Source organism: Pseudomonas sp. FSL W5-0299, assembly GCF_005930655.1.
Lineage (GTDB): Bacteria > Pseudomonadota > Gammaproteobacteria > Pseudomonadales > Pseudomonadaceae > Aquipseudomonas > Aquipseudomonas mandelii.
Genome location: NZ_RXHX01000002.1, coordinates 188,390 through 212,909, shown reverse-complemented (window position 1 = coordinate 212,909; position 24,520 = coordinate 188,390). Strand labels below are relative to the sequence as shown.

Genomic DNA, 24,520 nt, shown 5'->3' with positions numbered 1-24,520 from the left:
TATAGGGAAGGCGTTCAGGCCTTGAGCATGGCGTCGAGCTTGCCGGCGCGCTCAAGGGCAAACAAATCATCACAGCCACCAATGTGGCGCTCGCCGATCCAGATCTGCGGCACGGACGTACGTCCGGCCTTCTGGGCCATGGCGGCGCGCACCTGCGGCTTGCCATCGACCTTGATCTCTTCGAAGGCCACGCCTTTGTTCTCGAGCAGGTATTTGGCTCGCGAACAGTAAGGGCAGTAATCGCTGGAATAGACGACGACGTTGCTCATATCACTTCACCAGCGGCAGGTTATCGCCTTTCCAGCTGGAAATACCGCCGGACAGCTTGGCGGCGGTGTAGCCGGATTTCATCAGTTCGCGGGCATGGGTGCCGGCGGTCTGGCCCATGGCATCGACCAGGATGATGGTCTTGGCCTTGTGCTTTTCCAGTTCGGCAATGCGAGCGGTCAGCTTGTCGTGAGGAATGTTCAACGCGCCAACAATGTGACCGGCGGCGAAATCCTTGACCGGACGGATGTCGATTACAACGCCCGCGTCCTTGTTGACCAAGCCGGTCAGTTCACCGGTGCTCAGGCTGCGGCCGCCGCCTTGCATCTGATAAGCGATCAGCAACGCCAGCAGTACGACGAAGATACCGACGAGCAGATAGTGGTTAGTGGCGAATTGAATCAGGTTAGCAACCATCGAAGGAGGTTCCAGGGCGTTAAAATGTCGGCCAGTATACACAGCCACTATGGTGGGCCAAACCCCGTCCGGCGGTGACGGCGCAGGAACTTCGCTTTAAACTGCCACTCCCTTTTCCATCGCCCTCTTTTAATTCAGCCACGAGTGGAATCCATGACTACCACGCCTAAACCTTTGGTCCTGATTATTCTCGACGGCTTCGGTCACAGTGAGAGCCCTGAATCCAACGCCGTGTTTGCGGCGAAGAAGCCCGTACTGGACCGCTTGTGGGCCACTGTGCCAAACGGCCTGATCTCGGGCAGCGGCATGGATGTCGGTCTGCCGGACGGCCAGATGGGCAACTCCGAAGTCGGCCACATGAACCTGGGTGCCGGTCGCGTGGTGTATCAAGACTTTACTCGCGTGACCAAATCGATCCGCGACGGCGAGTTTTTCGAAAACCCGACCATCTGCGCGGCTGTGGATAAAGCCGTTGCTGCCGGCAAAGCCGTGCACTTCATGGGCCTGCTGTCCGATGGCGGCGTTCACAGCCATCAGGATCACCTGGTCGCCATGGCCGAACTGGCTTACAAGCGCGGCGCCGAAAAAATCTACCTGCACGCCTTCCTCGATGGCCGCGACACCCCGCCGAAAAGCGCCCAGTCGTCCATCGAACTGCTCGACGCGACTTTCCAGGCGTTGGGCAAAGGCCGGATCGCCAGCATCATCGGCCGTTATTTCGCCATGGACCGTGACAACCGTTGGGACCGCGTATCCCAGGCCTACAACCTGATTGTCGACGGCAACGGCGAATTCAACGCCGCCACCGCACAGGAAGGGCTGCAAGCTGCCTATGAGCGTGGCGAGAGCGACGAATTCGTCAAAGCCACCTCCATCGGCGAGCCGGTGAAAGTCGAAGACGGCGACGCCGTGGTCTTCATGAACTTCCGCGCCGACCGCGCCCGTGAGCTGACCCGCGTGTTCGTCGAAGACGATTTCAAGGAATTCGAGCGTGCGCGCCAGCCGAAACTGGCCGGTTTCGTGATGCTGACCCAATACGCCGCCAGCATCCCTGCGCCATCGGCCTTTGCCGCCGGCAGCCTGGACAATGTGTTGGGTGATTACCTGGCGAAAAACGGCAAGACCCAGCTGCGCATCGCCGAAACCGAAAAATACGCCCACGTGACCTTCTTCTTCTCCGGCGGTCGCGAAGAACCGTTCCCGGGCGAAGAACGCATCCTGATTCCGTCGCCGAAAGTCGCCACCTACGACTTGCAGCCCGAGATGAGTGCCCCGGAAGTCACCGACCGCATCGTCGAGGCCATCGAAAACCAGCGTTACGACGTGATCGTGGTCAACTACGCCAACGGCGACATGGTTGGCCACAGCGGCGTGTTTGATGCGGCGGTGAAAGCCGTTGAATGCCTGGACCTGTGCGTCGGCCGTATCGTCGAAGCGCTGGACAAGGTTGGCGGTGAAGCGCTAATTACGGCCGACCACGGCAACGTCGAGCAAATGTCCGATGCCTCCACCGGCCAGGCACACACCGCTCACACCACCGAGCCAGTGCCGTTCATCTATGTCGGCAAGCGGAACTTCAAGGTGCGTGATGGCGGCGTGCTGGCGGATGTCGCGCCGACGATGCTGATGCTGCTGGGGATGGAAAAACCATCTGAAATGACCGGCACGTCTATTCTGGTGTAACCAGATCCATCTGACGACGCCAAACCCTGTGGGAGCGAGCCTGCTCGCGATAGCAATCTGACAGCCAACATCATTGTTGAATGTCAGGGCGCCATCGCGAGCAGGCTCGCTCCCACAGTGGTTTTGGAGTGTTTTCAGAGGCAACGCTGCTCCGGTTATCACACAACCCCAATTGGGCGTTTTTTTTGCGGCGCTTGGCGGGCATACTAGGCCGTCCCTTTCCCTGGTGTCGCCCGCCTCTATGCTTCGCGTCCTGATAGCCCTTGCCCTGACTTGCCTGCTCCAACCGGCCTTCGCTGATGAGCGCGCGCAAACCCAACAACAGTTGGACGCCACGCGTCAGGATATTGCCGAGCTGAAAAAACTGCTGGGCAAGCTGCAGGAAGAAAAATCCGGTGTGCAGAAAGACCTCAAAGGCACCGAGACCGAGATGGGCAAGCTCGAGAAGCAGGTCGAAGCCCTGCAAAAAGAGCTGAAGAAAAGCGAATCCGAGCTGCAGCGACTCGATGCTGAGAAAAAAAAACTCCAGAGCGCGCGCACTGAACAGCAACGACTGATCGCCATTCAGGCCCGTGCGGCCTATCAGAACGGCCGTCAGGAGTACTTGAAACTCCTGCTGAACCAGCAGAATCCGGAAAAATTCGCCCGAACCCTCACCTATTACGACTACCTGAGCCAGGCCCGCCTGGAGCAGCTGAAGAATTTCAACGAAACCTTGCGCCAACTGGCCAACGTCGAAAAAGACATCGCCCTGCAACAGGCACAATTGCTGGTGCAGAAGAGCAGCCTCGACAGCCAGCGCGACGAACTCGACAAGGTTCGCAAGGAGCGCCAGCAAGTCCTGGCCAAGTTGAGCGACGACGTGAAGGCGCGCGACCAGAAGCTGGCCGCCCGCGAGCAGGATCAGGCAGACCTGTCTAAAGTCCTTAAAACCATCGAGGAAACCCTGGCCCGCCAGGCACGAGAGGCTGAAGAGGCGCGACAAAAAGCGCTCATCGCCCAGCAGGAAGCCGAAAAAAAGCGTTTACGTGAGGCTCAGGAGCAGGCGAATGCCACTGACGCCCCACGCAAACCGGTCAAGTCGAACCCTGGCGCATTGGTTTCCAGTTCAGGCGAGACCTTTGGCGGCCCTTTTGCTTCAAGCCGGGGAAGACTTCCGTGGCCGGTTGATGGTCGACTGCTGGCACGCTTCGGTGAATCCCGTGGCGACGACGCCCGAACCAAGTGGGACGGCGTGATGATCAGCGCCTCCGCCGGCAGCCAGGTGCACGCCGTGCATGGCGGTCGCGTGGTATTCGCCGACTGGTTGCGTGGCGCCGGGCTGCTGGTGATTCTCGACCATGGCAACGGTTTTCTGAGTCTTTATGGTCACAACCAGACGCTGCTCAAGTCTGCGGGTGACGTAGTAAAAGCCGGTGAGTCCATCTCCACTGTCGGTAACAGTGGCGGGCAGGACACACCAGCGCTGTATTTCGCTATTCGTCAGCAGGGTCACCCGAGTGATCCGGCGCAATGGTGTCGTGCGCAAGGATAAGTACGCCATCTACTTCAGGAGTTCGTTAGACATGCTGCATTTGTCCCGCCTTACCTCGCTGGCCCTGACGATCGCCCTGGTGATCGGCGCGCCTCTGGCGTTTGCCGCTCAACCGGCCCCGGCGGTCGCGCCTGCGGGCACTGCTGCGACCACCAAGGCGCCGTTGCCTCTGGAAGAGTTGCGCACCTTTGCCGAGGTCATGGATCGGATCAAGGCCGCCTATGTCGAACCGGTGGACGACAAGACCCTGCTGGAAAACGCCATCAAAGGCATGCTCAGCAACCTCGATCCGCACTCCGCCTATCTGGGCCCGGAAGACTTCGCTGAATTGCAGGAAAGCACCAGCGGCGAATTCGGCGGCCTGGGCATCGAAGTCGGCGCTGAAGACGGTTTCATCAAAGTGGTTTCGCCCATCGATGACACCCCGGCGTCCAAGGCTGGCATTCAGGCTGGCGACTTCATCGTGAAGATCAACGGCCAGCCGACTCGCGGCCAGAGCATGACCGAAGCCGTCGACAAGATGCGCGGCAAGATCGGCCAGAAAATCACCCTGACCCTGGTGCGCGACGGCGGTACGCCGTTCGACGTGACCCTGACCCGCGCCATCATTCAGGTGAAGAGCGTCAAGGCGCAGCTGCTGGAGTCGGGCTACGGCTACATCCGCATCACTCAGTTCCAGGTCAAGACCGGCGAAGAAGTGTCCAAAGCCCTGGCCAAGTTGCGCAAGGACAACGGCAAGAAGCTCAACGGCATCATTCTCGACCTGCGCAACAACCCGGGCGGCGTGCTGCAATCGGCAGTGGAAGTGGTCGACCACTTCATCACCAAGGGCCTGATCGTTTACACCAAGGGCCGCATCGCCAACTCTGAACTGCGCTTCTCGGCCACCGGCAAAGACGAAAGCGAAGCCGTGCCAATGGTTACGCTGATCAACGGCGGCAGCGCCTCGGCCTCGGAAATTGTCGCCGGCGCCTTGCAGGATCAGAAACGCGCGGTGGTCATGGGCACCACCAGTTTCGGCAAAGGCTCGGTACAAACCGTGCTGCCACTGAACAACGACCGCGCGCTGAAGATCACCACGGCGCTGTACTACACGCCGAACGGCCGCTCAATCCAGGCCCAGGGCATCGTCCCGGACATCGAAGTGCGCAGGGCCAAGATCACCAACGAGCAGGACAGCGAATACTTCAAGGAAGCCGATCTGCAGGGTCACTTGGGCAATGGCAACGGCGGCGCCGACAAACCGAGCGGTTCCAGCAGCAAGGCCAAGGCAATGCCGCAGGATGACGACTACCAACTGGCCCAGGCGCTGAGCCTGCTCAAAGGGCTGAGCATCACCTCCGGTCGCTGAGGTGCGCCTGCGGCTGCTGATCGGTCTGCTGTGCTGTCTGGCGGGCGTTGCCCACGCAACGCCCGCTACCGCTGCGCCGCAGAAAGCCTATCTCACGTTGATCATCGATGACCTGGGGCAGAACCTGCCCCGGGATCGTCGCGTGCTGGCCCTGCCCGGCCCGGTAACAGCGGCGATCATGCCCGACACGCCCCACGCCACCGAATTCGCCCGCGAGGCCCATCGCGCCGGCAAGATCGTCATCCTGCACATGCCCATGGACCCGGCCACCGGCCCGTTTGCCTGGCATCCCGATTTGCCCATCGACGAACTTGAGAAACGCCTGAGCGCGGCGTTCAAGGTCGTGCCTTACACCGCCGGCATCAACAACCATATGGGCAGTCGCATGACCGCTCAGCAACCGGCCATGGCCTGGTTGATGGCGGACTTGCAGCGCCGGCACAAGCTCTTCGTCGACAGCCGCACCAGCGCACAGACCGTCGCGGCGGCGGAGGCACAGAAGATTGGGTTGGCAAGCGTTTCGCGGGATGTGTTTCTGGATGACGAGCGCACCGAAGCGGCGATTTTCACGCAGTTGCAGACGGCGATTAATTTGGCGCACAAGCAAGGCTCGGCGGTGATGATCGGGCATCCGTATCCGCAAACGCTGGCGGTGCTGGAGAGGGAACTGCCCAAGCTCAAGGCTCAGGGCATTGAGTGGATCGACATCAAGCAGATGATCAGCGTGCGCAGCAATCGCGCGACGGCTGCGCATGGAAAGGATGGCGTGTACCGCTAATCCGCAACGACACAAAACCACTGTGGGAGCGAGCCTGCTCGCGATGGCGGTGAATCAGCCAACAGTGATGTTGACTGACACTGCCTCATCGCGAGCAGGCTCGCCCCCACACTTGAACACGGTGGTATCAGAGATACCGCGCCATGATGTCGTCCACCACGCCTTCTTTGCGCAGCTGATCCAGCGCGGCTTGCAGCTTGGCCACCACGTCATCTGGAACGTCTTTGTTCAACGCCAGATAGAGTTCGGCGCTATTGAACCGCAACACCGTCTTGAGACCGTTAACGCCCTCCTGACGCGCCAGATAGCGCCCGGCCGGATCGCCCGTGGCCCACAAATCTATCTGACCACTCACCAGCTTCTTTGCGTTGTCCTGATCGCGCAGCACGACAATGGGCTTCAACCCTTGCTTGGCCAGCGTCTCGGCAATCGCATCGCCCTTGTATGCGCCGATCTTGTATTTGCGCGCCTGATCCAGCGTCTCCAGGCTGATCTTGCTGTCAGCCTTGGCCAGCATGATCCAGTCGTCCGGGCCAATCGGGCCGACCCACTTGAACAGCTTTTCGCGGTCCGGCAAGCGCGCCATCACGAACACGCCGTAACCGGGTTTCTCGAGGGCGAGCTTGTAGATTCGCTCCCAAGGGAAGCGCAGTGTGAGGCTGTAGGTGACGTCCGCACGTTTGAACATCTCGCGGACGATGTCCACGGCAATGCCATTGATGTTCTCGTCCTGAGCGAAGTTCTTGCCGTTCTTCGCCATGTTGTATGGCGGGAAATTTTCCGTCAGTAACACCAGGTCGGTGTCGGGACTTTCTTCAGCGTGGGCTCCATTGATGAGCAACAGAGAAGCGCTGGCGAGGACAAGAAGCAGGCGTTTGATCATGTTGGGCTACCGAAATCCATGGCGTGCCCAAGAGTGCCTTGAGCCCGCCATGCTGTCCACTGGCCTGCATGGATTTGTTTAGCGCATGACGATTCCGCGATGCGCCATGTAGGCCTTGGCTTCCTGCACCGTGTATTCGCCGAAGTGGAAAATACTCGCCGCCAATACGGCGCTGGCGTGGCCTTCGATGATGCCGTCGGCCAGATGCTGCAGGTTGCCGACGCCGCCGGAGGCAATCACCGGGATACCCAGCGCATCGCTGATGGCGCGGGTGACGCCCAGGTCGAAACCATTTTTCATGCCGTCCTGGTCCATGCTGGTCAGCAGGATTTCACCGGCACCCAGGCCTTCCATCTTCTTCGCCCACTCAACGGCGTCGAGGCCGGTTGGCTTGCGCCCGCCGTGGGTGAAAATCTCCCAGCGCGGGGTTTCGCCCGGACCGGAGACTTTCTTGGCGTCGATAGCGACGACGATGCACTGCGAGCCGAAATGCTGGGCCGCTTCGCCGACGAATTCCGGGTTGAATACCGCTGCGGTGTTGATCGAAACCTTGTCCGCACCGGCATTCAGCAAGTTGCGAATGTCCTGCACCGTGCGCACACCACCGCCCACCGTCAGCGGGATGAACACCTGGCTGGCCATGCGCTCGACGGTGTGCAGCGTGGTGTCGCGGCCATCGACGCTGGCGGTGATGTCGAGAAAGGTAATCTCGTCAGCGCCCTGCTCGTCGTAGCGACGGGCGATTTCCACCGGATCGCCGGCATCACGAATGTTCTCGAACTTGACGCCCTTGACCACCCGGCCGTTGTCCACGTCCAGGCAAGGGATGATGCGTTTGGCCAGCGCCATGGTCAGTCCTCAGCCTTTGTACGAATCGCAGAAAGCTTGCGCTTCAGCGACATCGAGGGTGCCTTCGTAGATCGCCCGGCCGGTGATGGCGCCGATGATGCCTGGCGCCTTGGCGTCGAGCAGCGACTTGATGTCACCGAGGTTGTGAATGCCGCCGGAAGCGATGACCGGAATGCGCGTGGCAGCGGCCAGGGCAGCGGTGAACGGTACGTTGCAACCCTGCATCATGCCGTCTTTGGCGATGTCGGTATAAACGATCGCGGACACGCCATCGGCTTCGAACTGCTTGGCCAGGTCGATCACCTGAATGGTGCTGATTTCCGCCCAACCGTCAGTGGCGACGAAACCGTCTTTGGCGTCCAGACCGACGATCACTTTGCCCGGGAACGCACGGCACGCTTCAGCGACGAAGGCCGGATCTTTCACGGCTTTGGTGCCGATAATCACGTAGCTCACGCCTGCTTTGACGTAGTGCTCGATGGTTTCCAGGGAACGGATACCGCCACCGATCTGGATCGGAAGGTTCGGGTAGCGCTTGGCAATGGCTGTGACCACTTCGCCGTTGACCGGCTGGCCTTCGAAGGCGCCGTTCAGGTCGACCAGATGCAGACGACGGCAACCGCCCTCCACCCACTTGGCAGCCATGCTCACCGGGTCATCGGAGAACACCGTGGAATCTTCCATGCGGCCCTGGCGCAGACGAACACAGGCACCGTCTTTAAGATCGATAGCGGGAATAATCAGCATGCTTTTTCCTTCGTCCAAAGAGCTGCAAGCTGCAAGCTATAAGCTGCAAGCACGCACGCGTTTCTACTTCTTGCAGCTTGCAGCTTAAAGCTTGCAGCTGCTCCTATGCTTTCTCGAGCGCCCACAAGTCGCTTTCGATGCTTTCGAACCTCTCTTTGAGGTGCGTCTGCACATCGAAAATCGCCCTGTTGTAATAGTGCGGCGCAATTTCGCGAGTAAACAGCTCAAGGATTTCAGCCGCTTCGAACGAACCCAGGTCCAGTTCGAAGCGATCTTCCATGAAGCGTTTGATCTTGTGATTGGCCTCGTTCTCCTGCTCGGGAGTGAGGGTCAGGATCGGCGGCTTCTTCTTGGCAGCCATTTACCAGCGACCATCCCACGCGGCGAAGTTCTGCAGCAATTGCAGGCCATGGGTATGGCTCTTCTCCGGGTGGAACTGCACGGCGAAACGCGAGCCATCGGCCAGCGCCGCGGCGAAATCGACACCGTAATGACCGCCACCCACCACCTGCCGCGCATTGCCGGCGGCGATGTAGTAGCTGTGCACGAAGTAGAAACGCGCCAGGTCCGGAATGTTGTGCCACAGCGGGTGACTCACCGTCTGCTTCACTTCGTTCCAGCCCATGTGCGGGACTTTCAGGTGTTCGCCGTCTTCGTGCAGGTCCTTGCCGAAGAACTTCACCTGGCCTGGAAACAGACCGATGCAATCGACGCCGTCGTTCTCTTCACTGCTGTCGAGCAAGGCTTGCATGCCGACACAGATGCCGAGAAACGGACGGTCCTGGCTGACTTCGCGCACCAGCGAGTCGAAGCCCAGGCGACGGATCTCCGCCATGCAATCGCGAATCGCGCCGACGCCGGGGAAAACCACCCGGTCGGCTTCGCGAATCACATCGGCATCGCTGGTGATCAGGACCTTGCCGGCACCGACGTGCTCGAGGGCCTTGGCCACCGAGTGCAGGTTGCCCATGCCGTAATCGATAACCGCGACCGTCTGCATTACAGAACGCCTTTGGTCGACGGCATCTGACCGGCCATGCGGTCATCAAGCTCTACGGCCATGCGCAGGGCGCGGCCGAATGCCTTGAACACGGTTTCGATCTGGTGGTGGGTGTTGGTGCCACGCAGGTTGTCGATGTGCAGGCTGACCAGCGCATGGTTGACGAAGCCCTGGAAGAATTCCTGGAACAAGTCAACGTCGAAGCCGCCAACGGTGGCGCGGGTGTAGGGAACATGCATCTGCAGGCCAGGACGGCCGGAGAAGTCGATCACCACACGCGATAGGGCTTCATCGAGCGGAACATAGGCGTGGCCGTAGCGACGGATGCCTTTTTTGTCGCCGATGGCTTTGGCGAAGGCCTGACCCAAAGTGATACCAACGTCTTCCACCGTGTGGTGGTCGTCGATATGCAGGTCGCCTTTGCTGACAATATCCAGGTCGATCAGCCCGTGACGGGCGATCTGGTCCAGCATGTGCTCAAGAAAAGGGACACCGATATCAAATCGGGCCTTTCCGGTGCCATCCAGGTTGATCGAGGCTTTGATCTGGGTTTCCAGAGTGTCGCGCTCGACTGACGCCTTACGTTCGGCCATCACCAGCTCCGCAAAATCATTGGGCGAAAAAGGCAACCATTATAGGGGCGCGGGCGCGAAACAGAAACACGGGAGGTGATATCACTGACGGAGTGAATCCGGGAGTATCGGGGATAGACATGTCCATACAAGCGGATTTGATGGCGCCTCAAACAAATGTGGGAGCGAGCCTGCTCGCGAAAGGGCCTTCACATTCAACATCTCTGTCGACTGTCAGACCGCATTCACGAACAGGCTCGCTCCCACAGGGGCAGTGCGTTTTACTTAGTGGAACAGAACCGCCGTCTTCTGCAGGGTCACCCAGACACCCCACGCCAACGGAATCCCCACCACCAGCCACGCAGCAATCGCCAACGGCTTGGTGCCCGGCGCCGCTTTCCACTCCAGCACAGTGCTGGCGTCAGCGCCCTTGTCATGGCCCAGCGCCTGTTCGGCAGCCAGTTCGGCGTCAGTCATGAAGTACTTGTCGGCCACCGGGCGAACCATCAGGTTGCACAGGAAACCCAGCACCAGCAAGCCCGCGAGGATGTACAAGGTGATGTCGTAAGCCGCGGCGCGCTCAACGCCGATGCTCAACTGATACTCACGAATGTAGTTCACCAACACCGGACCCAACACGCCCGCCGCCGCCCACGCCGTCAGCAGACGACCGTGGATCGCGCCAACCATTTGCGTACCGAACAGGTCCGCCAGGTAAGCCGGCACGGTCGCAAAACCACCGCCGTACATCGACAGGATGATGCAGAACGCCGCCACGAACAGCGCAACGTTACCCAGGTGACCGAGGTTCGGGATCAGCGCGTACAGGGCAAAGCCCAGGGCGAAGAACACGAAATAGGTGTTTTTACGGCCCAGGTAATCCGAGAACGACGCCCAGAAGAACCGACCACCAATGTTGAACAGGCTCAGCAAACCGGTGAAACCGGCCGCAATCGCCGCGATAGAAGCCAGTTGCCCGGCGTCCAACTGACCGAACGGCAGGTCAACACCGATCAATTTACCGCCGAACACTTCCTGCAACAGCGGCGAAGCCATGCCCAGGATGCCGATACCCGCCGACACGTTCAGGCACAGCACCAGCCACACCAGACGGAATTGCGGGGTTTTCCACGCCACATTCACGTGGACGTGACGGTGAGTGATCATCGCGTTCGAAGCTTTCTTCGCCGGAGCAGTCCAGCCTTCAGGTTTCCAGCCGGTTGGCGGCACGCGGTAGGACAGTGCACCGCCGATCATGAACACGAAGTAGATCGCGGCCATCACCAGAAAGCTCTGCCACACACCGACGCTGTCTGCCGAAGCGAAGTGGCCCATCAGGGCTGCGGCCAGCGGAGCACCGACCATCGCACCACCACCGAAGCCCATGATCGCCATGCCGGTCGCCATGCCGCGCTTGTCCGGGAACCACTTGATCAGGGTCGACACCGGCGAGATGTAACCCAACCCCAGGCCGATACCGCCAATGACCCCGGAGCCGATCCACATCAGCCAGATCTGGTGGGTATAAATCCCCAGCGCCGAAATCAGCAGACCACCACACCAGCACAGTGCCGATACAACGCCAGCCTTGCGAGGCCCGGCGTGTTCCAGCCAGCCGCCCCAGATCGCTGCCGAGCAGCCGAGGAAGATGAAGAACAGGGTGTAGATCCAGCCGAGCATCGAGATCGGCCAGTCACATTGCGACGAGAAAACTTGCGAGATGAAGCTCATGTCCGGCGCGCAGGCTACCGGCTTGGTCACGCCCAGGGCTTTGGACAGTGGCAACCAGAACACCGAGAAGCCGTAAGCCATGCCGATGCACAGGTGGATGGCCAGTGCGGCCGGTGGTACCAGCCAGCGGTTGAAACCGGGCTTGGCGATGATGCGTTCCTTGGACAGGAACCCGGGCTGATTGGCTGTAAAGCCATCCGCCGTGATACTCGTGGTCATTGTGTATCCCCCAATTATTAGTATGGTTCGCCAGCCACTCTTCGCCCCCAGCCTTATGCGCACGCATGACTGTCTTTTTCAGGGTGAAGCTCCATTTTGGTGCGACATCACGTCGCAGAAGGACGGACGAACCGGCAGAGGTTACCATCTGTACGTGACAGAAAAACCAAAGTGATATCACCTTTGTGTAAGTCATCTGTTCTCGTACCACTGAAGGAACCGCCATGCCGATCATTGTCGAGCTGCTGCACGAAGCCACTTATCAGGATCAGCAAGACCTGCAAAAAATTTACCGCGACGCTCCGGACTGGCTGTTCGCCCCGTTTTCAGGGGGTTTGCAGCTGATCGAAAGCTGCCTGGAAGACGGTTCGCTGATCGCCGGACGCTTCAATGATCGGCTGCTCGGCGCGGCTCGCTTGCAACGAAACCACGACGTTTGGCACTTGTCCCAAATCTGCGTGCGAAAAATTACCCGTCGCCGTGGCGTTGCCGAACGAATGGTGGACGAAGCGCGGAAAATGGCTTCGCAATCGGGCGTGACCTTGCGTCTGCTGGCACCTGCCGGGCATCTCGAAGCTCAGGCACTGGCCGCCAAGCTGAAAGTGCCGCTGGATGTGCTGCCGACGTGATCGCTGACCGGTCGTCCGCTTCGGAGCGCTATACTCCCCGGCTAAATTTCGAATTCGACTAACTACAAGGACTCGCCCATGAAAGCGTTCGGCAAAATCCTGGGTCTGGTGCTTCTCGGGCTGTTGCTGATCATTGTGGCGCTGGGCTTTGCCCTGACCCACCTCTTCGATCCCAACGACTATAAAGACGAGATTCGCCAGATTGCCCGCGACAAGGCCCACATCGAGCTGACGCTCAATGGCGATATCGGCTGGAGCCTGTTCCCGTGGCTTGGCCTGGAATTGCACGAAGCCAGTGTCGCGACCCTGGCCAAACCCACCGAACCGTTCGCCGACTTGCAGATGCTGGGTCTGTCCGTGCGCGTGCTGCCGCTGCTGCGCCGCGAAGTGCAGATGAGTGACGTGCGCGTCGAAGGCCTTAACCTGCGCCTGAACCGCGACAAGGACGGCCACGGCAACTGGGAAGACATCGGCAAGGCCCCGGCGCCAGTCACCCCGGCCACGCCAGCCGCTACTGCTGGCGAACCTGCGCCTGCGCCGACCACCACCGCCCAGGCGGAAAAACCGGCCCAACCGATTCGCCTGGACATCGACAGCCTGACCGTCAACAACGCCCGCGTTGAATACAACGACGAGAAGACAGGCAAGCAGTTCAGCGCCGAAAGCATCCAGCTGAGCACCGGCCCGGTCCACGACTCGACCAACATTCCGGTCAAACTCACCGCGTTCCTCGGCACCAATCAGCCGGTCCTGCGGGTACGCACCGAGCTCAATGGCGAGTTGCGTTTCGAACGCGCCTTGCAGCGCTACAAATTCGAGGACATGAAGCTCTCCGGCGAAGTCGCCGGCGATCCGCTGCAAGGCAAGACCATGACCTTTGCCGCCCAAGGTCAGTTGCTGCTGGATAAAGCCGCGAACGTCGCCGAATGGACCGGTATCAAGATCTCTGCCAACCAATTGCGCGCACTGGGCGAGTTGAAGGTCAACGACCTCGACAAGACGCCGCAAATCAGCGGCGGCATTTCGATTGCTCAGTTCGACCTGGCGAAATTCGTCGACAGCATCGGCCAGACACTCCCGGCCATGGCCGAAGGCAGCCTGAGCAAGGTCGAGCTGGTCAGCCGTCTGGCGGGCACGCCTGCGAGCCTGTCGCTCGACAACATCAACCTGAAAGTCGACGACAGCAGCTTCAGTGGCCGCATCGCCGTCGAGGACTTCGCCAAGCAATCGCTGCGCGCAACCCTCAAGGCCGACACCTTCAACGTTGACCGCTATCTGCCACCCAAGTCCGCCGAAGCCAGTAGCGCGACGCAAGTGCGTCAGGCCGAAGTCGCCAGCACCGAAGCCGACGCCATGGCCGGCGCCGGCAGCACACCGTTGCCCGCCGCACCGACCAAAACTGCGTGGAGTACTGAACGCCTGTTGCCGGTAGAACGCTTGCGCAAACTCGACGTGCAGGCCGACCTGACCTTCGGCCAGTTGACCCTCGACAAACTGCCGATTCAGAACGCAACGCTCAAGGCCGCTGGCCAAGGCGGCCTGCTGACTCTGGAGGAACTGCGCGGCGACCTGTACGGTGGCAACTTCGAAGCCAAGGGCACCCTGGACGTGCGCCCGGAAGTACCGGCGCTGAACATGCAGACGCGCATCACCAAAGTGCCCGTGGAAAAAATCCTTGAAAGCCAAGGGAAGAATCCACCGGTCAACGGCCTGGTGACGCTCAACAGCGCGCTGACCGGCAGCGGCAACAGCCAGCAAGCGCTGATCGAGACGCTCAACGGCAACGCCAGTTTCGTCATCAACAACGGCGTGCTGCTCAACGCCAACCTTGAACAACAACTGTGCAAAGGCATCGCCACACTCAACCGCAAAAGCCTCAGCGGCGAGCCACGGGGCAAGGACACACCGTTCCAGGAACTCAACGGTAACCTGACCTTCCGTAACGGCGTGGCCAGCAACCCGGACCTGAAAGTGCGCATCCCGGGCATGACCGTCAAAGGTGACGGCGACGTCGACCTGCGAGTACTGGGCATGGATTATCGCGTGGGCGTGATCGTCGAAGGCGATAAGAGCGACATGCCGGACCCGGCCTGCCAGGTCGGCGAGAAGTTTGTCGGCATCGAGTGGCCGCTGCGCTGCCGTGGCCCGCTGGAACTGGGCGCCAAGGCGTGCCGTCTCGATAATGAACGCATGGGCGAGGTCGCCAGCAAACTGGCGGGCGAGCGGATCAGTGAAAAAATCGACGAGAAGCTTGGCGACAAGGTCAGCCCTGAACTGAAAAATGCGTTGAAGGGGCTGTTCAAGCGATGAGAGCCGAGCAGTTTTCAACGGCGGTGCTGGACTGGTACGACCGCCACGGCCGCCACGATTTGCCCTGGCAACAAGGCATCACGCCGTATCGGGTGTGGGTCTCGGAGATCATGCTGCAACAGACCCAGGTCAGCACCGTGCTGAATTACTTCGACCGTTTCATGGCTTCGCTGCCGACGGTCGAGGCCCTGGCCGCCGCGCCGGAAGACGAAGTGCTGCACCTGTGGACCGGCCTGGGTTACTACACTCGCGCACGCAATTTGCAGAAAACCGCAAAGATCGTTGTGGCCGAGTACGGCGGCGAGTTTCCGCGAGATGTCGAAAAGCTTGTCGAGTTGCCGGGCATCGGCCTGTCCACGGCTGGCGCCATCGCCAGCCTGAGCATGGGCCTGCGGGCGCCGATCCTCGATGGCAACGTCAAACGGGTGCTGGCGCGCTTTACCGCGCAAGAGGGATATCCGGGCGAGCCGAAGGTCGCCAAACAGCTGTGGGCGAACGCTGAGCGCTTCACGCCGCATGATCGGGTCAACGCCTACACCCAGGCGATGATGGATCTGGGCGCCACGCTCTGCACCCGCAGCAAACCGAGTTGCCTGCTCTGCCCGCTGGAAAAGGGCTGCGAAGCGCACATGCTTGGCCTGGAAACCCGCTACCCGATCCCGAAGCCGCGCAAGACCGTGCCACAGAAGCGCACGTTGATGCCGATGCTCGCCAACGGCGAAGGCGCGATTCTGCTTTACCGCCGGCCTTCTACGGGCTTGTGGGGCGGTTTGTGGAGCCTGCCGGAACTCGATGACCTCGACGACCTGCAACATCTGGCCTCGCAGCACTCGCTGGAACTGGGCACGCAACAAGCGCTGCCGAGTCTGGTCCACACCTTCAGCCACTTCCAGTTGTCCATCGAACCCTGGCTGGTTCAGGTCCAGGAGGCTGGCCATCACGTGGCCGAGGCCGACTGGCTCTGGTATAACCTCGCCACCCCGCCGCGCCTGGGCCTTGCCGCCCCGGTCAAAACCTTGCTCGAACGCGCGGCCGCCGTATTGAACGCAGGAGAGTTGTCATGACCCGCACCATCATGTGCCGCAAGTACAAAGAAGAATTGCCCGCCCTGGAGCGCGCTCCATTCCCGGGCGCCAAAGGTCAGGACATTTTTGACCATGTCTCGGCCAAGGCCTGGGCCGACTGGCAGAAACACCAGACCCTGCTGATCAACGAAAAACGCCTGAACATGATGAACGCCGAAGACCGCAAATACCTTCAGGGCGAGATGGACAAGTACTTCTCTGGCGAGGAATACGCCAAGGCTGACGGCTACGTTCCGCCGGCGGAATAATCCCGATTTATCGGGGGTCGGAACGTAAGCGACGGTAATAGTTAAATTTTTTTTGAAAACTTGCTTGACGACCCCCTGAAAAACCCGTTTAATGCGCCCCGTTGCCCAGATAGCTCAGTCGGTAGAGCAGGGGATTGAAAATCCCCGTGTCGGCGGTTCGATTCCGTCTCTGGGCACCAAATACCGAAAACCCTGAATCGCAAGATTCAGGGTTTTTTTATGCCTGGGATTTGATAACGACAATCCACCGCAGCACAGCTGCCGGAAAACAATCACGCTTTAGTACGCCGCCTCGATGATGGCACCATGCTATTATTTTCCCCGTGCATGGAATAAAGCCGACATTGATCCCGATGCCCCGCATCCGAATCAGCCGATACAGGAGAGAGACAGCGCAAGGAGTGCGTGCATTTCACCCCTCCCCGCAAAACACTGCCCTCCCCTGTTCGACGACACGAAGCCAGCCTTCCAGGCACGCTCCCTTCTCGAAAGTCCTGAACATGGAACAGTTATGTCTGACATCAATGAACTGAAAGACAAGATCAACACCAAAACCTTGAACATGGTCCTGCTGTCGATTGCGACCGCCGGGATCTACTTGCTGTTGTGGTTGTACAAGAGCAACCAGAAGATCAACGAAACCACGAAAATCAAAGTGGTCGACGACACCTACGTCATCTGGGTCGCCGTCTGCCTTGGCTGGAGCGGCGCGTTGTCGAACCTGGGCGACGTGTTGTTCGACTCGCTTTCCGGCATTTTGCTGATCGCATTGAACGCGCTGTACATCGTATGGGCCTTCAAGGCAAAAAACGCACTGTCGGAATACGCCCTCAACGAGCACAAAATCGACCTGCGCATGAACGGGTTCTATACCTTCTTCCTGAACATTTTTTACGTGAACTACTGCATCAACGACTTGCCTGAAGAGCAGCGTAAACAACTGATCCTGCGTGGCCAGACGACGCAAGCCTGATCAACTGGCGAGGGGCAGTCTCGAAGGACTGCCACCGTCACTCATCACCCTTCCAGTTGAACACCAGATTACGCACCCCAGCGCTGCCGACATCTGTCGTGTCACGCTTTTCCTCACCATTACGGGTGGCGACCACGGTGTACTTGCCGGCCGGTAACTGGACGTAAACCAGAGGCCCTGCCTGACTGAGTGTCAGCACTGATTGACCTTGAGCACTCTGGATAACCAATTCAACATCCGGTACATATTTGCCCTCCGGCCCAATGGAAAAGGTCATGTGCAGATTGTAGCCGGTCGCTTGCTGAATGGCCTTCGCTTCATCCTCGCCAATACCGCCGGACAGATAGGTAATCCCGTTCTGTTCCTGGCGCTGAATCTGCACGCCTGTGCTGTCGATGGGATCGAGGCTGGCGGCCTCTGACATGGCGGGAAACATCAGCACACCGATGGTGGCGATGGAAAACATGAGGGAATGGATGGACTTCATGATGGTGGCTCCCGGGTTCCACGGAACCCAATCGTTACTCCTTTTGGATTTCTCGCTGGATGCTCAAGTTTTAGATTGATTGGTACTTGGGCTCACTGCGAAATGGACTACACGTTGTATTCCTCAAGCACGCATTTCAGTCGGATTGCTCCTGCAAAACGAATCCGGCATTTCCTTCTTCCTTTCCAGCCGCGCCCTGCATCACCGCCCTGCCTTCTCTTGGCATGCTCTTTCGCCTGTTTCTCCAAGCCGCGGAAGACTTCATGAGCATCGTCAAAACCGAAATCACTAAAGATCCCCAACTCGCCTCTCTGGTGGGAAACCTTGGGGAACTGAACGTCAGGCACGCCAGAAGGTGTTGCGAGCGGTCGATACCGTTCAGGTGCAAACCTGCTGGCAGATTGGAAGGCATATTGTCGAGTTTGAGCAGGAGGGGGCTCGGCGGGCGGGTTATGGCAAACAGCTGCTGTCTACGCTGGCGAAGGTACTGACAGCGGAGTTCGGGAAAGGCTTTGACGAAACCAATTTGCGAAAAATGCGCCTGTTTTATCAGGCGTTTCCAATTCGAGACGCACTGCGTCTCGAATTGAGCTGGACCCACTACCGCAGGCTGCTGCGAGTCGACAGCGATAAGGCGCGCAAGTGGTACATGGACGAATCTGCCAACCAAAACTGGTCAAGCCGCGCCCTGGAACGCCAAATCAGCACCCTCTACTACGAACGCCTGCTTATGAGTCGGGACAAGTCTGCCGTCATGACAGAAGCCATTACGAATATCCACGCGATGAACGACAATCCCAGGGAGTTCGTTAGAGATCCCGTGATGCTGGAGTTTCTTGGTTTGCCCGATACCGGGGTGATACTGGAGACCGAACTTGAACAAGCACTCATCAAGCAACTTCAGGGCTTCCTGCTTGAGCTGGGAAAAGGTTTTGCATTTATCGCTCGACAACAACGAATAAGCACCGAAGGCAGAGACTTCTATATCGATCTGGTGTTCTACAACTACTTGCTCAATTGCTTCGTCATCTTCGACCTGAAGCGCGGCGAATTAACCCATCAGGATGTCGGACAGATGGACATGTATGTACGCATGTACGACGACCTTAAGCGCAAGGAAGCAGATGGTCCAACCGTCGGCATCATTCTCTGCGCTCAAAAAAACGAGTCAGTGGTGCGCTACTCAGTGTTACAGGGCAATGACCAACTGTTCGCCAGCAAATACAAACTAGTGCTGCCGAGCGAAGATGAACTACGTGCTGAGCTGGATCGAGAACGGGCGGCAATCGAGGAGCGACTGCTTGATCTGATCCCCTGATAAATACGGGCGGATTGTTCACACGCGGTGTGAGGACTATCGTTGGCAACTAACCCGCAAAGGTCCAAAGCCGATGAATTTGCAGGACATGCCTTCACTGGCACCGACTCAGATCGAATTGTCGCTGACCACCGATACTGCGGGCGAACCGTTCAAGGAGCCCGCCGCAGACGCCTTCATCCTCGGCGGCCTCACTTGGCGGCACGCCTCTCAGGACCGCGCGCGCCCGGTCGTCATCATCAACGCGGCCACCTCGGTTCGTTGCCGGCATTATTCGCGCTTCGCCGACTACTTGTTCGCCAACGATTTCGATGTCATCACCTATGACTACCGCGGCATCGGCGAGTCGCGCCCAACGTCGTTGAAAGGGTTGCAGGCGTCATGGTCCGATTGGGGCGCGCTGGATTTCGAGGCGATGCTCAAGCGCGCGCAGCGCGAATTCCCAGGCCAGCCCATTGATGTCGTCGGTCACAGCTTTGGAGGCTGTGCAGCGGGTCTGGGAGCGTCCGGGCATTTGATTCGGCACTTGGTGACAGTCGGCGCGCAATTCGCTTACTGGCGCGACTATGCGCCCGCCCATCGCTGGCGGATGTTCGGCAAGTGGCATGTGGTGATGCCGTTGATGACCCTGCTTTACGGCTACTTCCCCGGCAAACGCCTCGGCTGGCTGGAGGACACGCCCGCTGCGGTGGTTCGCGACTGGAGCACTCCCACTGCGCGCTACGAAACGCGGCCCAGTGGTCGCCTCATGCACGCAAAAACCGGCCGGCTTCCCTTTGCATCAGTCACCGCAAAAACCCTGGCCATCAGCATCAGCGACGACCCATACGGTACGATTGCCGCCATCGAGCGCCTGCTCGGCTACTTCACCCACAGCACAAATACCCACCTGCGAATCGCCCCCGAAGACATCGGCGAAGAAGAAGTCGGACATTTCGCCTTTTTTCGCAGCGCATACCAAGCCACACTATGGCCCATTGCATTGTCCTGGCTGCGGACCGGCGAACTGGCCCCCGACACACCCGGGCGGCGCGTGCCACGCAGCTGATGGACTTGCCCACTCAACGAAATACGGAACGACCCCCATGGCCTCCGCCAACAAGCAGCAAAAACGCGCCACACGCGCCAAAGCCAAGGCCAAGCAGAACCGCACCCAACGGGCCGCCGCGCCGGTGGAACTGGACCCGAATGACGATCGCATCGACTTCGAATCGGTGGACCTGACCGAACTGTTCAAAAAAATGATCGACGCCGAAAAAATCAGCCAGCAAGCAATGTGCATGGCCTTCCTCGAAGACCCGCTGCTGGAACTGGTGTACGAGCAGGAAGGCGAAGAAGGTGCGATGGATTTCATCCTCGCAGCGCTGATCGAATATCGCCAATGGTCCACCGAAGTCGATGAAGCCGGCGCCCTGGCGTGGATCGAATCGCCAGCCTTCCAGGCTGACTATGTCGCGGCGTCCGACGTCATTGCGGCCCAAACCCAACAGAAAGCGAACTGAATTTAATGGCATCCCTGAACAAACAGCAAAAACGCGCCAAGCGGGCCAAGATCAAAGCCAAACAAATCAACATCCATGGCCGCAAACCCGCCGCACTGGACGATGACCTGGGCGAAATCGGCGAGCCGATCCCGGAATACACCCTGGCGATGTTCAGCAAAATGCGCGACGCCGAAGCCATCAGCCGCAACGACATGCTGCAGGCCCTGCTGTCGGACCTCGCCGAAATCATCAGCGACCACCCAGAACTGCTGGACATGGAAAACGCCGACAACGAAGCCATGGCCGCCACTCACCTGGCCGCCGACATGCTGATCGACTACCGCATGTGGACCGATGGCATGGACCGCGATGCCGCACAGGCGTGGCTGACCGATCCGCAGTTCATCACTGATTTTGGCGATGCGCTGGACAGCTATCGTCAGTCGCTGGATGCGCAGGAAGAAAAGAGCGAATAAATACTCGCCCTTGAAAGCAAAAACGGCCGCTTGTCATCACTGACCGCGGCCGTTTTTTTTAAACCTTCAAACAACAATCAGGCAGCAACACCTTCCAGACGCGGAATATCAAAACCCAGCTTGGCGCTGGCATAACCCAGTTCGCCTTTGGCGATGGACTGAGCCTTGTAGCCGGCATCGATCAGGTCCTTAACGTACAGCTTGTTGTAGATGAACATGAACACCAGGTTGCTGAGGCTGAACGTGAAGCAGGCCACGACGAACATGATCGCCGCCCACTTGAAATCACCACGGAACAAAGCCGGGAAAAAGCCAAAGAAAAACACGGTCCACGAGAAGCCGATTGGCGCTTCTTTCATGGCTCCGGTGTTAGGGTTTTTGAACACAACCGATGTAAACGCCATGCCTGTCTCCTTGATGCCCCAATGGATTGGCTGGATGGCCGGGCTCTCCATGCAGCGCTTTAAACGGCAAGCACACGCAAATGCATCTGTGACTCGCGTCAGATGAGGGAGCAGGCAAGAAAGGGTCGGGGCTTTAGCCAGGAAGGCTGGGGGCGTCGAACAATCCGTGTCCTGAAACTCCATCGCACCCCGCAACAGCGAGATACACATTCGGCGAGAAGGCTACTATCTAGCCATCACTGTGTCCATCAGGTAAACGCCCGATCACTCGTCTGAATGAAAACAAAAACGACCGCGATCATTTCTGATGGCGGTCGTTTCTGTGTTTCTACAGTGTCAGAACACTCAGCGCGCAACCGCTGCGATCAACTGCTCGTTGCGACGACGGCGCGCTACGAACAAGCCCGCAGCCACGACCAACAAGCTCAGCAGACCTGTCGCGAGGATCTCGACGCGGTGGGCTTCCTGGAACAGCATGATGGTCAGGGCCGCGACGATGAAGATGATCACCGCATAGGTCAGGACCGGGAACAGCCACATGCTGAAGGCGATTTTTTCGCCGCGAGCCATACGTTGTTTGCGCATACGCAGCTGCGAAATCGCGATCACCAGGTACACCAGCAGCGCGATGGCGCCGGAACTGGCCAGCAGGAATTCGAACACCGCAGCCGGGGCTACGTAGTTGGCGAACACGGCAAGGAACGCTGCGCCAGTCGACAACATGACGGCCCAGTACGGCGTGCCGCTCTTGTTGGTGCGTTGGGAAACGGCCGGCGCATCACCGCGCTTGCCCAGGGAGAACATCATGCGCGAAGCGGTATAGAGCGCCGAGTTCAGGCAGCTGGTCACAGCGACCAGCACCACGATGTCGACGATCAGCTTGGCATTCGGGATGCCCATACGCTCAAGCACAGTCTGGTAGGAACCCACAGCGGCCAGTACCGGATCATTCCATGGCACCAGGGCCACGACGATGAAGATCGACACGAGGTAGAACAAACCAATCCGCCAGATCACCGAGTTGGTGGCCTTTGAGATTTGCTGGCCCGGGTTCTTCGATTCCGCGGCCGCGATGGTCACGATCTCGGTACCCATGAAGGAAAACATGGTGGTCAGAATAGCGCCCAACACCGCGCCCATGCCGTTTGGCAGGAAGCCCTGGGTGTCGAACAAATGCGAAACGCCGCTGACCTGGCTGTTCGGCAGGTAGCCGAAGATCGCCATGATGCCAAGTGCGATGAAACCGATGATCGCGATGACTTTGACCAGGGCGAACCAGAATTCGAATTCACCGTAGTTCTTCACGCTGAACAGGTTGGTCACTGTCAGCAGCAAAGTGATGACCAAAGTGAAGGCCCAGATCGCCACGTTGGGAAACCAGGCATGCAGGATGGTCGCGGCGGCATTGGCCTCCAACGGGATCACCAATACCCAGAACCACCAGTACAACCAGCCGATGGTGAAACCGGCCCAGTGACCGATCGCGCGATCGGCGTAGGTCGAAAAGGAGCCCGTGTCTGGCGAGGCGACAGCCATCTCGCCGAGCATGCGCATGACCAGCACCACCAGAGCACCGGCGGCGGCGTAGGCCAACAGCACGGCCGGGCCTGCGGCAGCAATGGCGTGGCCGGAGCCGACGAACAGGCCGGCGCCGATAACCCCGGCGATCGACAGCATGGTCACATGACGCGGTTTGAGCCCCTGTTCGAGGCCATTGGAGCTTGGGGTACTGCTCATTGAAACTACCTTTGTAAGGGAAAGCGATTTGCATCCATCCCGTCCGGCGTTCCTTCTCGTAAAAAGAAACCAACAGGGCGTTCCATATTCTGCACGCAATAATTGCGCCAAAATGTTTCAAACTCCCGAAGCACGGGGCCTGCGGCGTGACCAGACAGTCATCGCAAGTCATTGAGATTAATGGCAATTCGCCAGAGCGTTACCCTGCGACCCACTTTGAGAACGAAACAACGCACCAGAAACACACCTGAAAATGTGTCGACGCACAATAAAAGTGCAGATCAGGAACGTTTGGCCGGTTAGCGCTTCCAACACCCCGTCAAAGCTGGCAACATCGCGCCCTTTTTTACGCGACACCCGCGGGGCAGCTGGTTCAAACGGCTGTTCGGTTGATAGCAGCGCGACAGTCTGCTGTACCGATGCGACAACCTGCCACATGCCACCCGTTTACCGCCCGTAGCGCTGTTGGCTGCCATTCGAACGCTATGCTAGCTTGGCCGCCTCGCCAGGAAGGCCAACCAACAGCAGGAGCGAAACACTATGAGGAACGCACATGGCTGAGGCCACGCCCGCGCTTGAAATTCGCAACTTGCACAAACGCTACGGACAGCTCGAGGTGCTCAAAGGCATCTCGCTGACCGCCCGCGACGGCGACGTGATCTCGATCCTGGGTTCTTCCGGTTCCGGCAAGTCCACATTCCTGCGTTGCATCAACCTGCTGGAAAACCCGCACCAGGGCCAGATCCTGGTGGCCGGTGAAGAACTCAAGCTCAAAGCCGCCAAGAACGGCGAACTGGTGGCTGCCGACGGCAAGCAGATCAACCGTCTGCGCAGCGAGATTGGTTTTGTGTTTCAAAACTTTAATCTGTGGCCGCACATGAGCGTGCTCGACAACATCATCGAAGCCCCGCGCCGGGTGCTCGGCCAGAGCAAGGCCGAAGCCATCGAAGTCGCCGAAGCCCTGCTGGCCAAGGTCGGCATCGCTGACAAGCGTCACGCCTATCCGGCGCAACTGTCCGGTGGCCAGCAACAACGCGCGGCCATCGCCCGCACGCTGGCCATGCAGCCCAAGGTGATCCTGTTCGACGAACCCACCTCCGCCCTTGACCCGGAAATGGTCCAGGAAGTACTTAATGTCATCCGCGCACTGGCCGAAGAAGGCCGCACCATGCTGCTGGTCACCCACGAAATGGGCTTTGCCCGTCAGGTGTCCAGCGAGGTGGTGTTCCTCCACCAGGGCTTGGTAGAAGAGCAAGGATCGCCACAGCAGGTGTTCGAAAACCCGCTTTCAGCACGCTGCAAACAATTCATGTCCAGCAACCGCTAACGGAGCTACCC

At 59.2% G+C, this 24,520-nt stretch carries 25 protein-coding genes, 1 tRNA gene and 1 pseudogene; 15 read left to right on the top strand and 12 right to left on the bottom strand.

The window, feature by feature from the left end:
- Positions 1–14: 14 nt before the first annotated feature.
- Together grxC and FHL16_RS04745 are read right to left on the bottom strand one after the other, a co-directional pair.
- Complete coding sequence (grxC, locus tag FHL16_RS04750) at positions 15–269, bottom strand: glutaredoxin 3 (protein ID WP_010464569.1); 255 nt, start codon at positions 267–269, stop codon at positions 15–17.
- A 1-nt stretch (position 270) separates the two neighbouring features.
- Entirely contained in the window at positions 271–684 is a 414-nt protein-coding gene (locus tag FHL16_RS04745) for a rhodanese-like domain-containing protein (RefSeq protein WP_010464571.1), read from the bottom strand.
- Positions 685–837: 153 nt separating this feature from the next.
- Here FHL16_RS04745 and gpmI point away from each other — a divergent pair, with 153 nt between their 5' ends.
- The 4 genes from gpmI to FHL16_RS04720 all read left to right on the top strand — a co-directional run bounded on the left by gpmI (position 838) and on the right by FHL16_RS04720 (position 6,030).
- Complete coding sequence (gene gpmI, locus FHL16_RS04740) at positions 838–2,367, top strand: 2,3-bisphosphoglycerate-independent phosphoglycerate mutase (RefSeq protein WP_010464572.1); 1,530 nt, start codon at positions 838–840, stop codon at positions 2,365–2,367.
- Positions 2,368–2,608: 241 nt separating this feature from the next.
- The gene (locus FHL16_RS04730) at positions 2,609–3,901 is read left to right on the top strand and encodes a murein hydrolase activator EnvC family protein (RefSeq protein WP_010464574.1); all 1,293 of its coding nucleotides are present in this window, start codon (positions 2,609–2,611) and stop codon (positions 3,899–3,901) included.
- Between the two features lie 31 nt (positions 3,902–3,932).
- Positions 3,933–5,252, top strand: coding sequence for a S41 family peptidase (locus tag FHL16_RS04725; RefSeq protein ID WP_010464576.1), 1,320 nt, complete (start codon positions 3,933–3,935; stop codon positions 5,250–5,252).
- 1 nt (position 5,253) lies between these two features.
- On the top strand, positions 5,254–6,030 hold the full coding sequence (locus FHL16_RS04720) for a divergent polysaccharide deacetylase family protein (protein ID WP_077747589.1): 777 nt from the start codon (positions 5,254–5,256) through the stop codon (positions 6,028–6,030).
- Positions 6,031–6,157: 127 nt separating this feature from the next.
- Here FHL16_RS04720 and FHL16_RS04715 read toward each other — a convergent pair whose 3' ends face one another.
- The 7 genes from FHL16_RS04715 to FHL16_RS04685 form a co-directional block, all read right to left on the bottom strand.
- On the bottom strand, positions 6,158–6,913 hold the full coding sequence (locus tag FHL16_RS04715) for a substrate-binding periplasmic protein (RefSeq protein ID WP_010464581.1): 756 nt from the start codon (positions 6,911–6,913) through the stop codon (positions 6,158–6,160).
- Positions 6,914–6,991: 78 nt separating this feature from the next.
- Complete coding sequence (hisF, locus tag FHL16_RS04710; RefSeq protein WP_007972752.1) at positions 6,992–7,762, bottom strand: imidazole glycerol phosphate synthase subunit HisF; 771 nt, start codon at positions 7,760–7,762, stop codon at positions 6,992–6,994.
- Positions 7,763–7,771: 9 nt separating this feature from the next.
- Entirely contained in the window at positions 7,772–8,509 is a 738-nt protein-coding gene (hisA, locus tag FHL16_RS04705; protein WP_010464588.1) for a 1-(5-phosphoribosyl)-5-[(5-phosphoribosylamino)methylideneamino]imidazole-4-carboxamide isomerase, read from the bottom strand.
- 103 nt (positions 8,510–8,612) lie between these two features.
- Complete coding sequence (locus FHL16_RS04700) at positions 8,613–8,870, bottom strand: DUF2164 domain-containing protein (protein ID WP_010464590.1); 258 nt, start codon at positions 8,868–8,870, stop codon at positions 8,613–8,615.
- Positions 8,871–9,509 carry an imidazole glycerol phosphate synthase subunit HisH gene (gene hisH / locus FHL16_RS04695; protein WP_010464592.1) on the bottom strand — a complete coding sequence of 213 codons (639 nt, stop codon included), beginning with the start codon at positions 9,507–9,509 and terminating at the stop codon, positions 8,871–8,873.
- Positions 9,509–10,102, bottom strand: a complete 594-nt coding sequence (gene hisB / locus FHL16_RS04690) for an imidazoleglycerol-phosphate dehydratase HisB (protein WP_003218037.1) — start codon at positions 10,100–10,102, stop codon at positions 9,509–9,511. Before hisB ends, hisH begins: the two co-directional genes overlap by 1 nt.
- A gap of 264 nt (positions 10,103–10,366) precedes the next feature.
- A complete protein-coding gene (locus FHL16_RS04685) occupies positions 10,367–12,031 on the bottom strand; it encodes an OFA family MFS transporter (RefSeq protein WP_010464600.1) in 1,665 nt (554 codons plus the stop codon).
- Positions 12,032–12,255: 224 nt separating this feature from the next.
- Between FHL16_RS04685 and FHL16_RS04680 the strand changes: the two genes are divergently transcribed.
- The 6 genes from FHL16_RS04680 (at position 12,256) to FHL16_RS04655 (ending at position 17,276) form a co-directional block, all read left to right on the top strand.
- The gene (locus FHL16_RS04680) at positions 12,256–12,660 is read left to right on the top strand and encodes an acetyl-CoA sensor PanZ family protein (RefSeq protein ID WP_077747588.1); all 405 of its coding nucleotides are present in this window, start codon (positions 12,256–12,258) and stop codon (positions 12,658–12,660) included.
- Positions 12,661–12,738: 78 nt separating this feature from the next.
- Entirely contained in the window at positions 12,739–14,970 is a 2,232-nt protein-coding gene (locus tag FHL16_RS04675; protein ID WP_077747587.1) for an AsmA family protein, read from the top strand.
- The gene (mutY, locus tag FHL16_RS04670) at positions 14,967–16,034 is read left to right on the top strand and encodes an A/G-specific adenine glycosylase (protein WP_077747586.1); all 1,068 of its coding nucleotides are present in this window, start codon (positions 14,967–14,969) and stop codon (positions 16,032–16,034) included. Before FHL16_RS04675 ends, mutY begins: the two co-directional genes overlap by 4 nt.
- Positions 16,031–16,303, top strand: a complete 273-nt coding sequence (locus FHL16_RS04665) for an oxidative damage protection protein (RefSeq protein ID WP_010464608.1) — start codon at positions 16,031–16,033, stop codon at positions 16,301–16,303. Before mutY ends, FHL16_RS04665 begins: the two co-directional genes overlap by 4 nt.
- 103 nt (positions 16,304–16,406) lie before the next feature.
- A tRNA-Phe gene (locus FHL16_RS04660) sits at positions 16,407–16,482 on the top strand.
- 332 nt (positions 16,483–16,814) lie between these two features.
- A complete protein-coding gene (locus FHL16_RS04655) occupies positions 16,815–17,276 on the top strand; it encodes a DUF4234 domain-containing protein (protein WP_077747585.1) in 462 nt (153 codons plus the stop codon).
- Between the two features lie 37 nt (positions 17,277–17,313).
- Here FHL16_RS04655 and FHL16_RS04650 read toward each other — a convergent pair whose 3' ends face one another.
- Positions 17,314–17,763 (bottom strand): hypothetical protein, encoded by a 450-nt coding sequence (locus FHL16_RS04650; protein ID WP_077747584.1) that lies wholly within the window; start codon positions 17,761–17,763, stop codon positions 17,314–17,316.
- Positions 17,764–18,026: 263 nt separating this feature from the next.
- Here FHL16_RS04650 and FHL16_RS04645 point away from each other — a divergent pair.
- The 4 genes and pseudogenes from FHL16_RS04645 to FHL16_RS04630 all read left to right on the top strand — a co-directional run bounded on the left by FHL16_RS04645 (position 18,027) and on the right by FHL16_RS04630 (position 21,041).
- A pseudogene (locus tag FHL16_RS04645) lies at positions 18,027–19,081 on the top strand (PDDEXK nuclease domain-containing protein).
- 73 nt (positions 19,082–19,154) lie between these two features.
- Positions 19,155–20,129: an alpha/beta hydrolase family protein gene (locus FHL16_RS04640; RefSeq protein WP_077747583.1), complete on the top strand. Its 975-nt coding sequence runs from the start codon at positions 19,155–19,157 to the stop codon at positions 20,127–20,129.
- 37 nt (positions 20,130–20,166) lie between these two features.
- Positions 20,167–20,583, top strand: a complete 417-nt coding sequence (locus tag FHL16_RS04635; RefSeq protein ID WP_010464618.1) for a hypothetical protein — start codon at positions 20,167–20,169, stop codon at positions 20,581–20,583.
- Positions 20,584–20,588: 5 nt separating this feature from the next.
- Positions 20,589–21,041 (top strand): hypothetical protein, encoded by a 453-nt coding sequence (locus FHL16_RS04630; protein WP_077747582.1) that lies wholly within the window; start codon positions 20,589–20,591, stop codon positions 21,039–21,041.
- Between the two features lie 77 nt (positions 21,042–21,118).
- Here the strand turns inward: FHL16_RS04630 and FHL16_RS04625 are convergent, their stop codons facing one another.
- Entirely contained in the window at positions 21,119–21,445 is a 327-nt protein-coding gene (locus FHL16_RS04625; RefSeq protein WP_010464627.1) for a hypothetical protein, read from the bottom strand.
- 345 nt (positions 21,446–21,790) lie between these two features.
- Entirely contained in the window at positions 21,791–23,182 is a 1,392-nt protein-coding gene (gene gabP / locus FHL16_RS04620; RefSeq protein ID WP_077747581.1) for a GABA permease, read from the bottom strand.
- Between the two features lie 553 nt (positions 23,183–23,735).
- Between gabP and FHL16_RS04615 the strand changes: the two genes are divergently transcribed.
- The gene (locus tag FHL16_RS04615; protein WP_007897462.1) at positions 23,736–24,509 is read left to right on the top strand and encodes an ABC transporter ATP-binding protein; all 774 of its coding nucleotides are present in this window, start codon (positions 23,736–23,738) and stop codon (positions 24,507–24,509) included.
- The last annotated feature ends 11 nt before the right edge of the window (positions 24,510–24,520 follow it).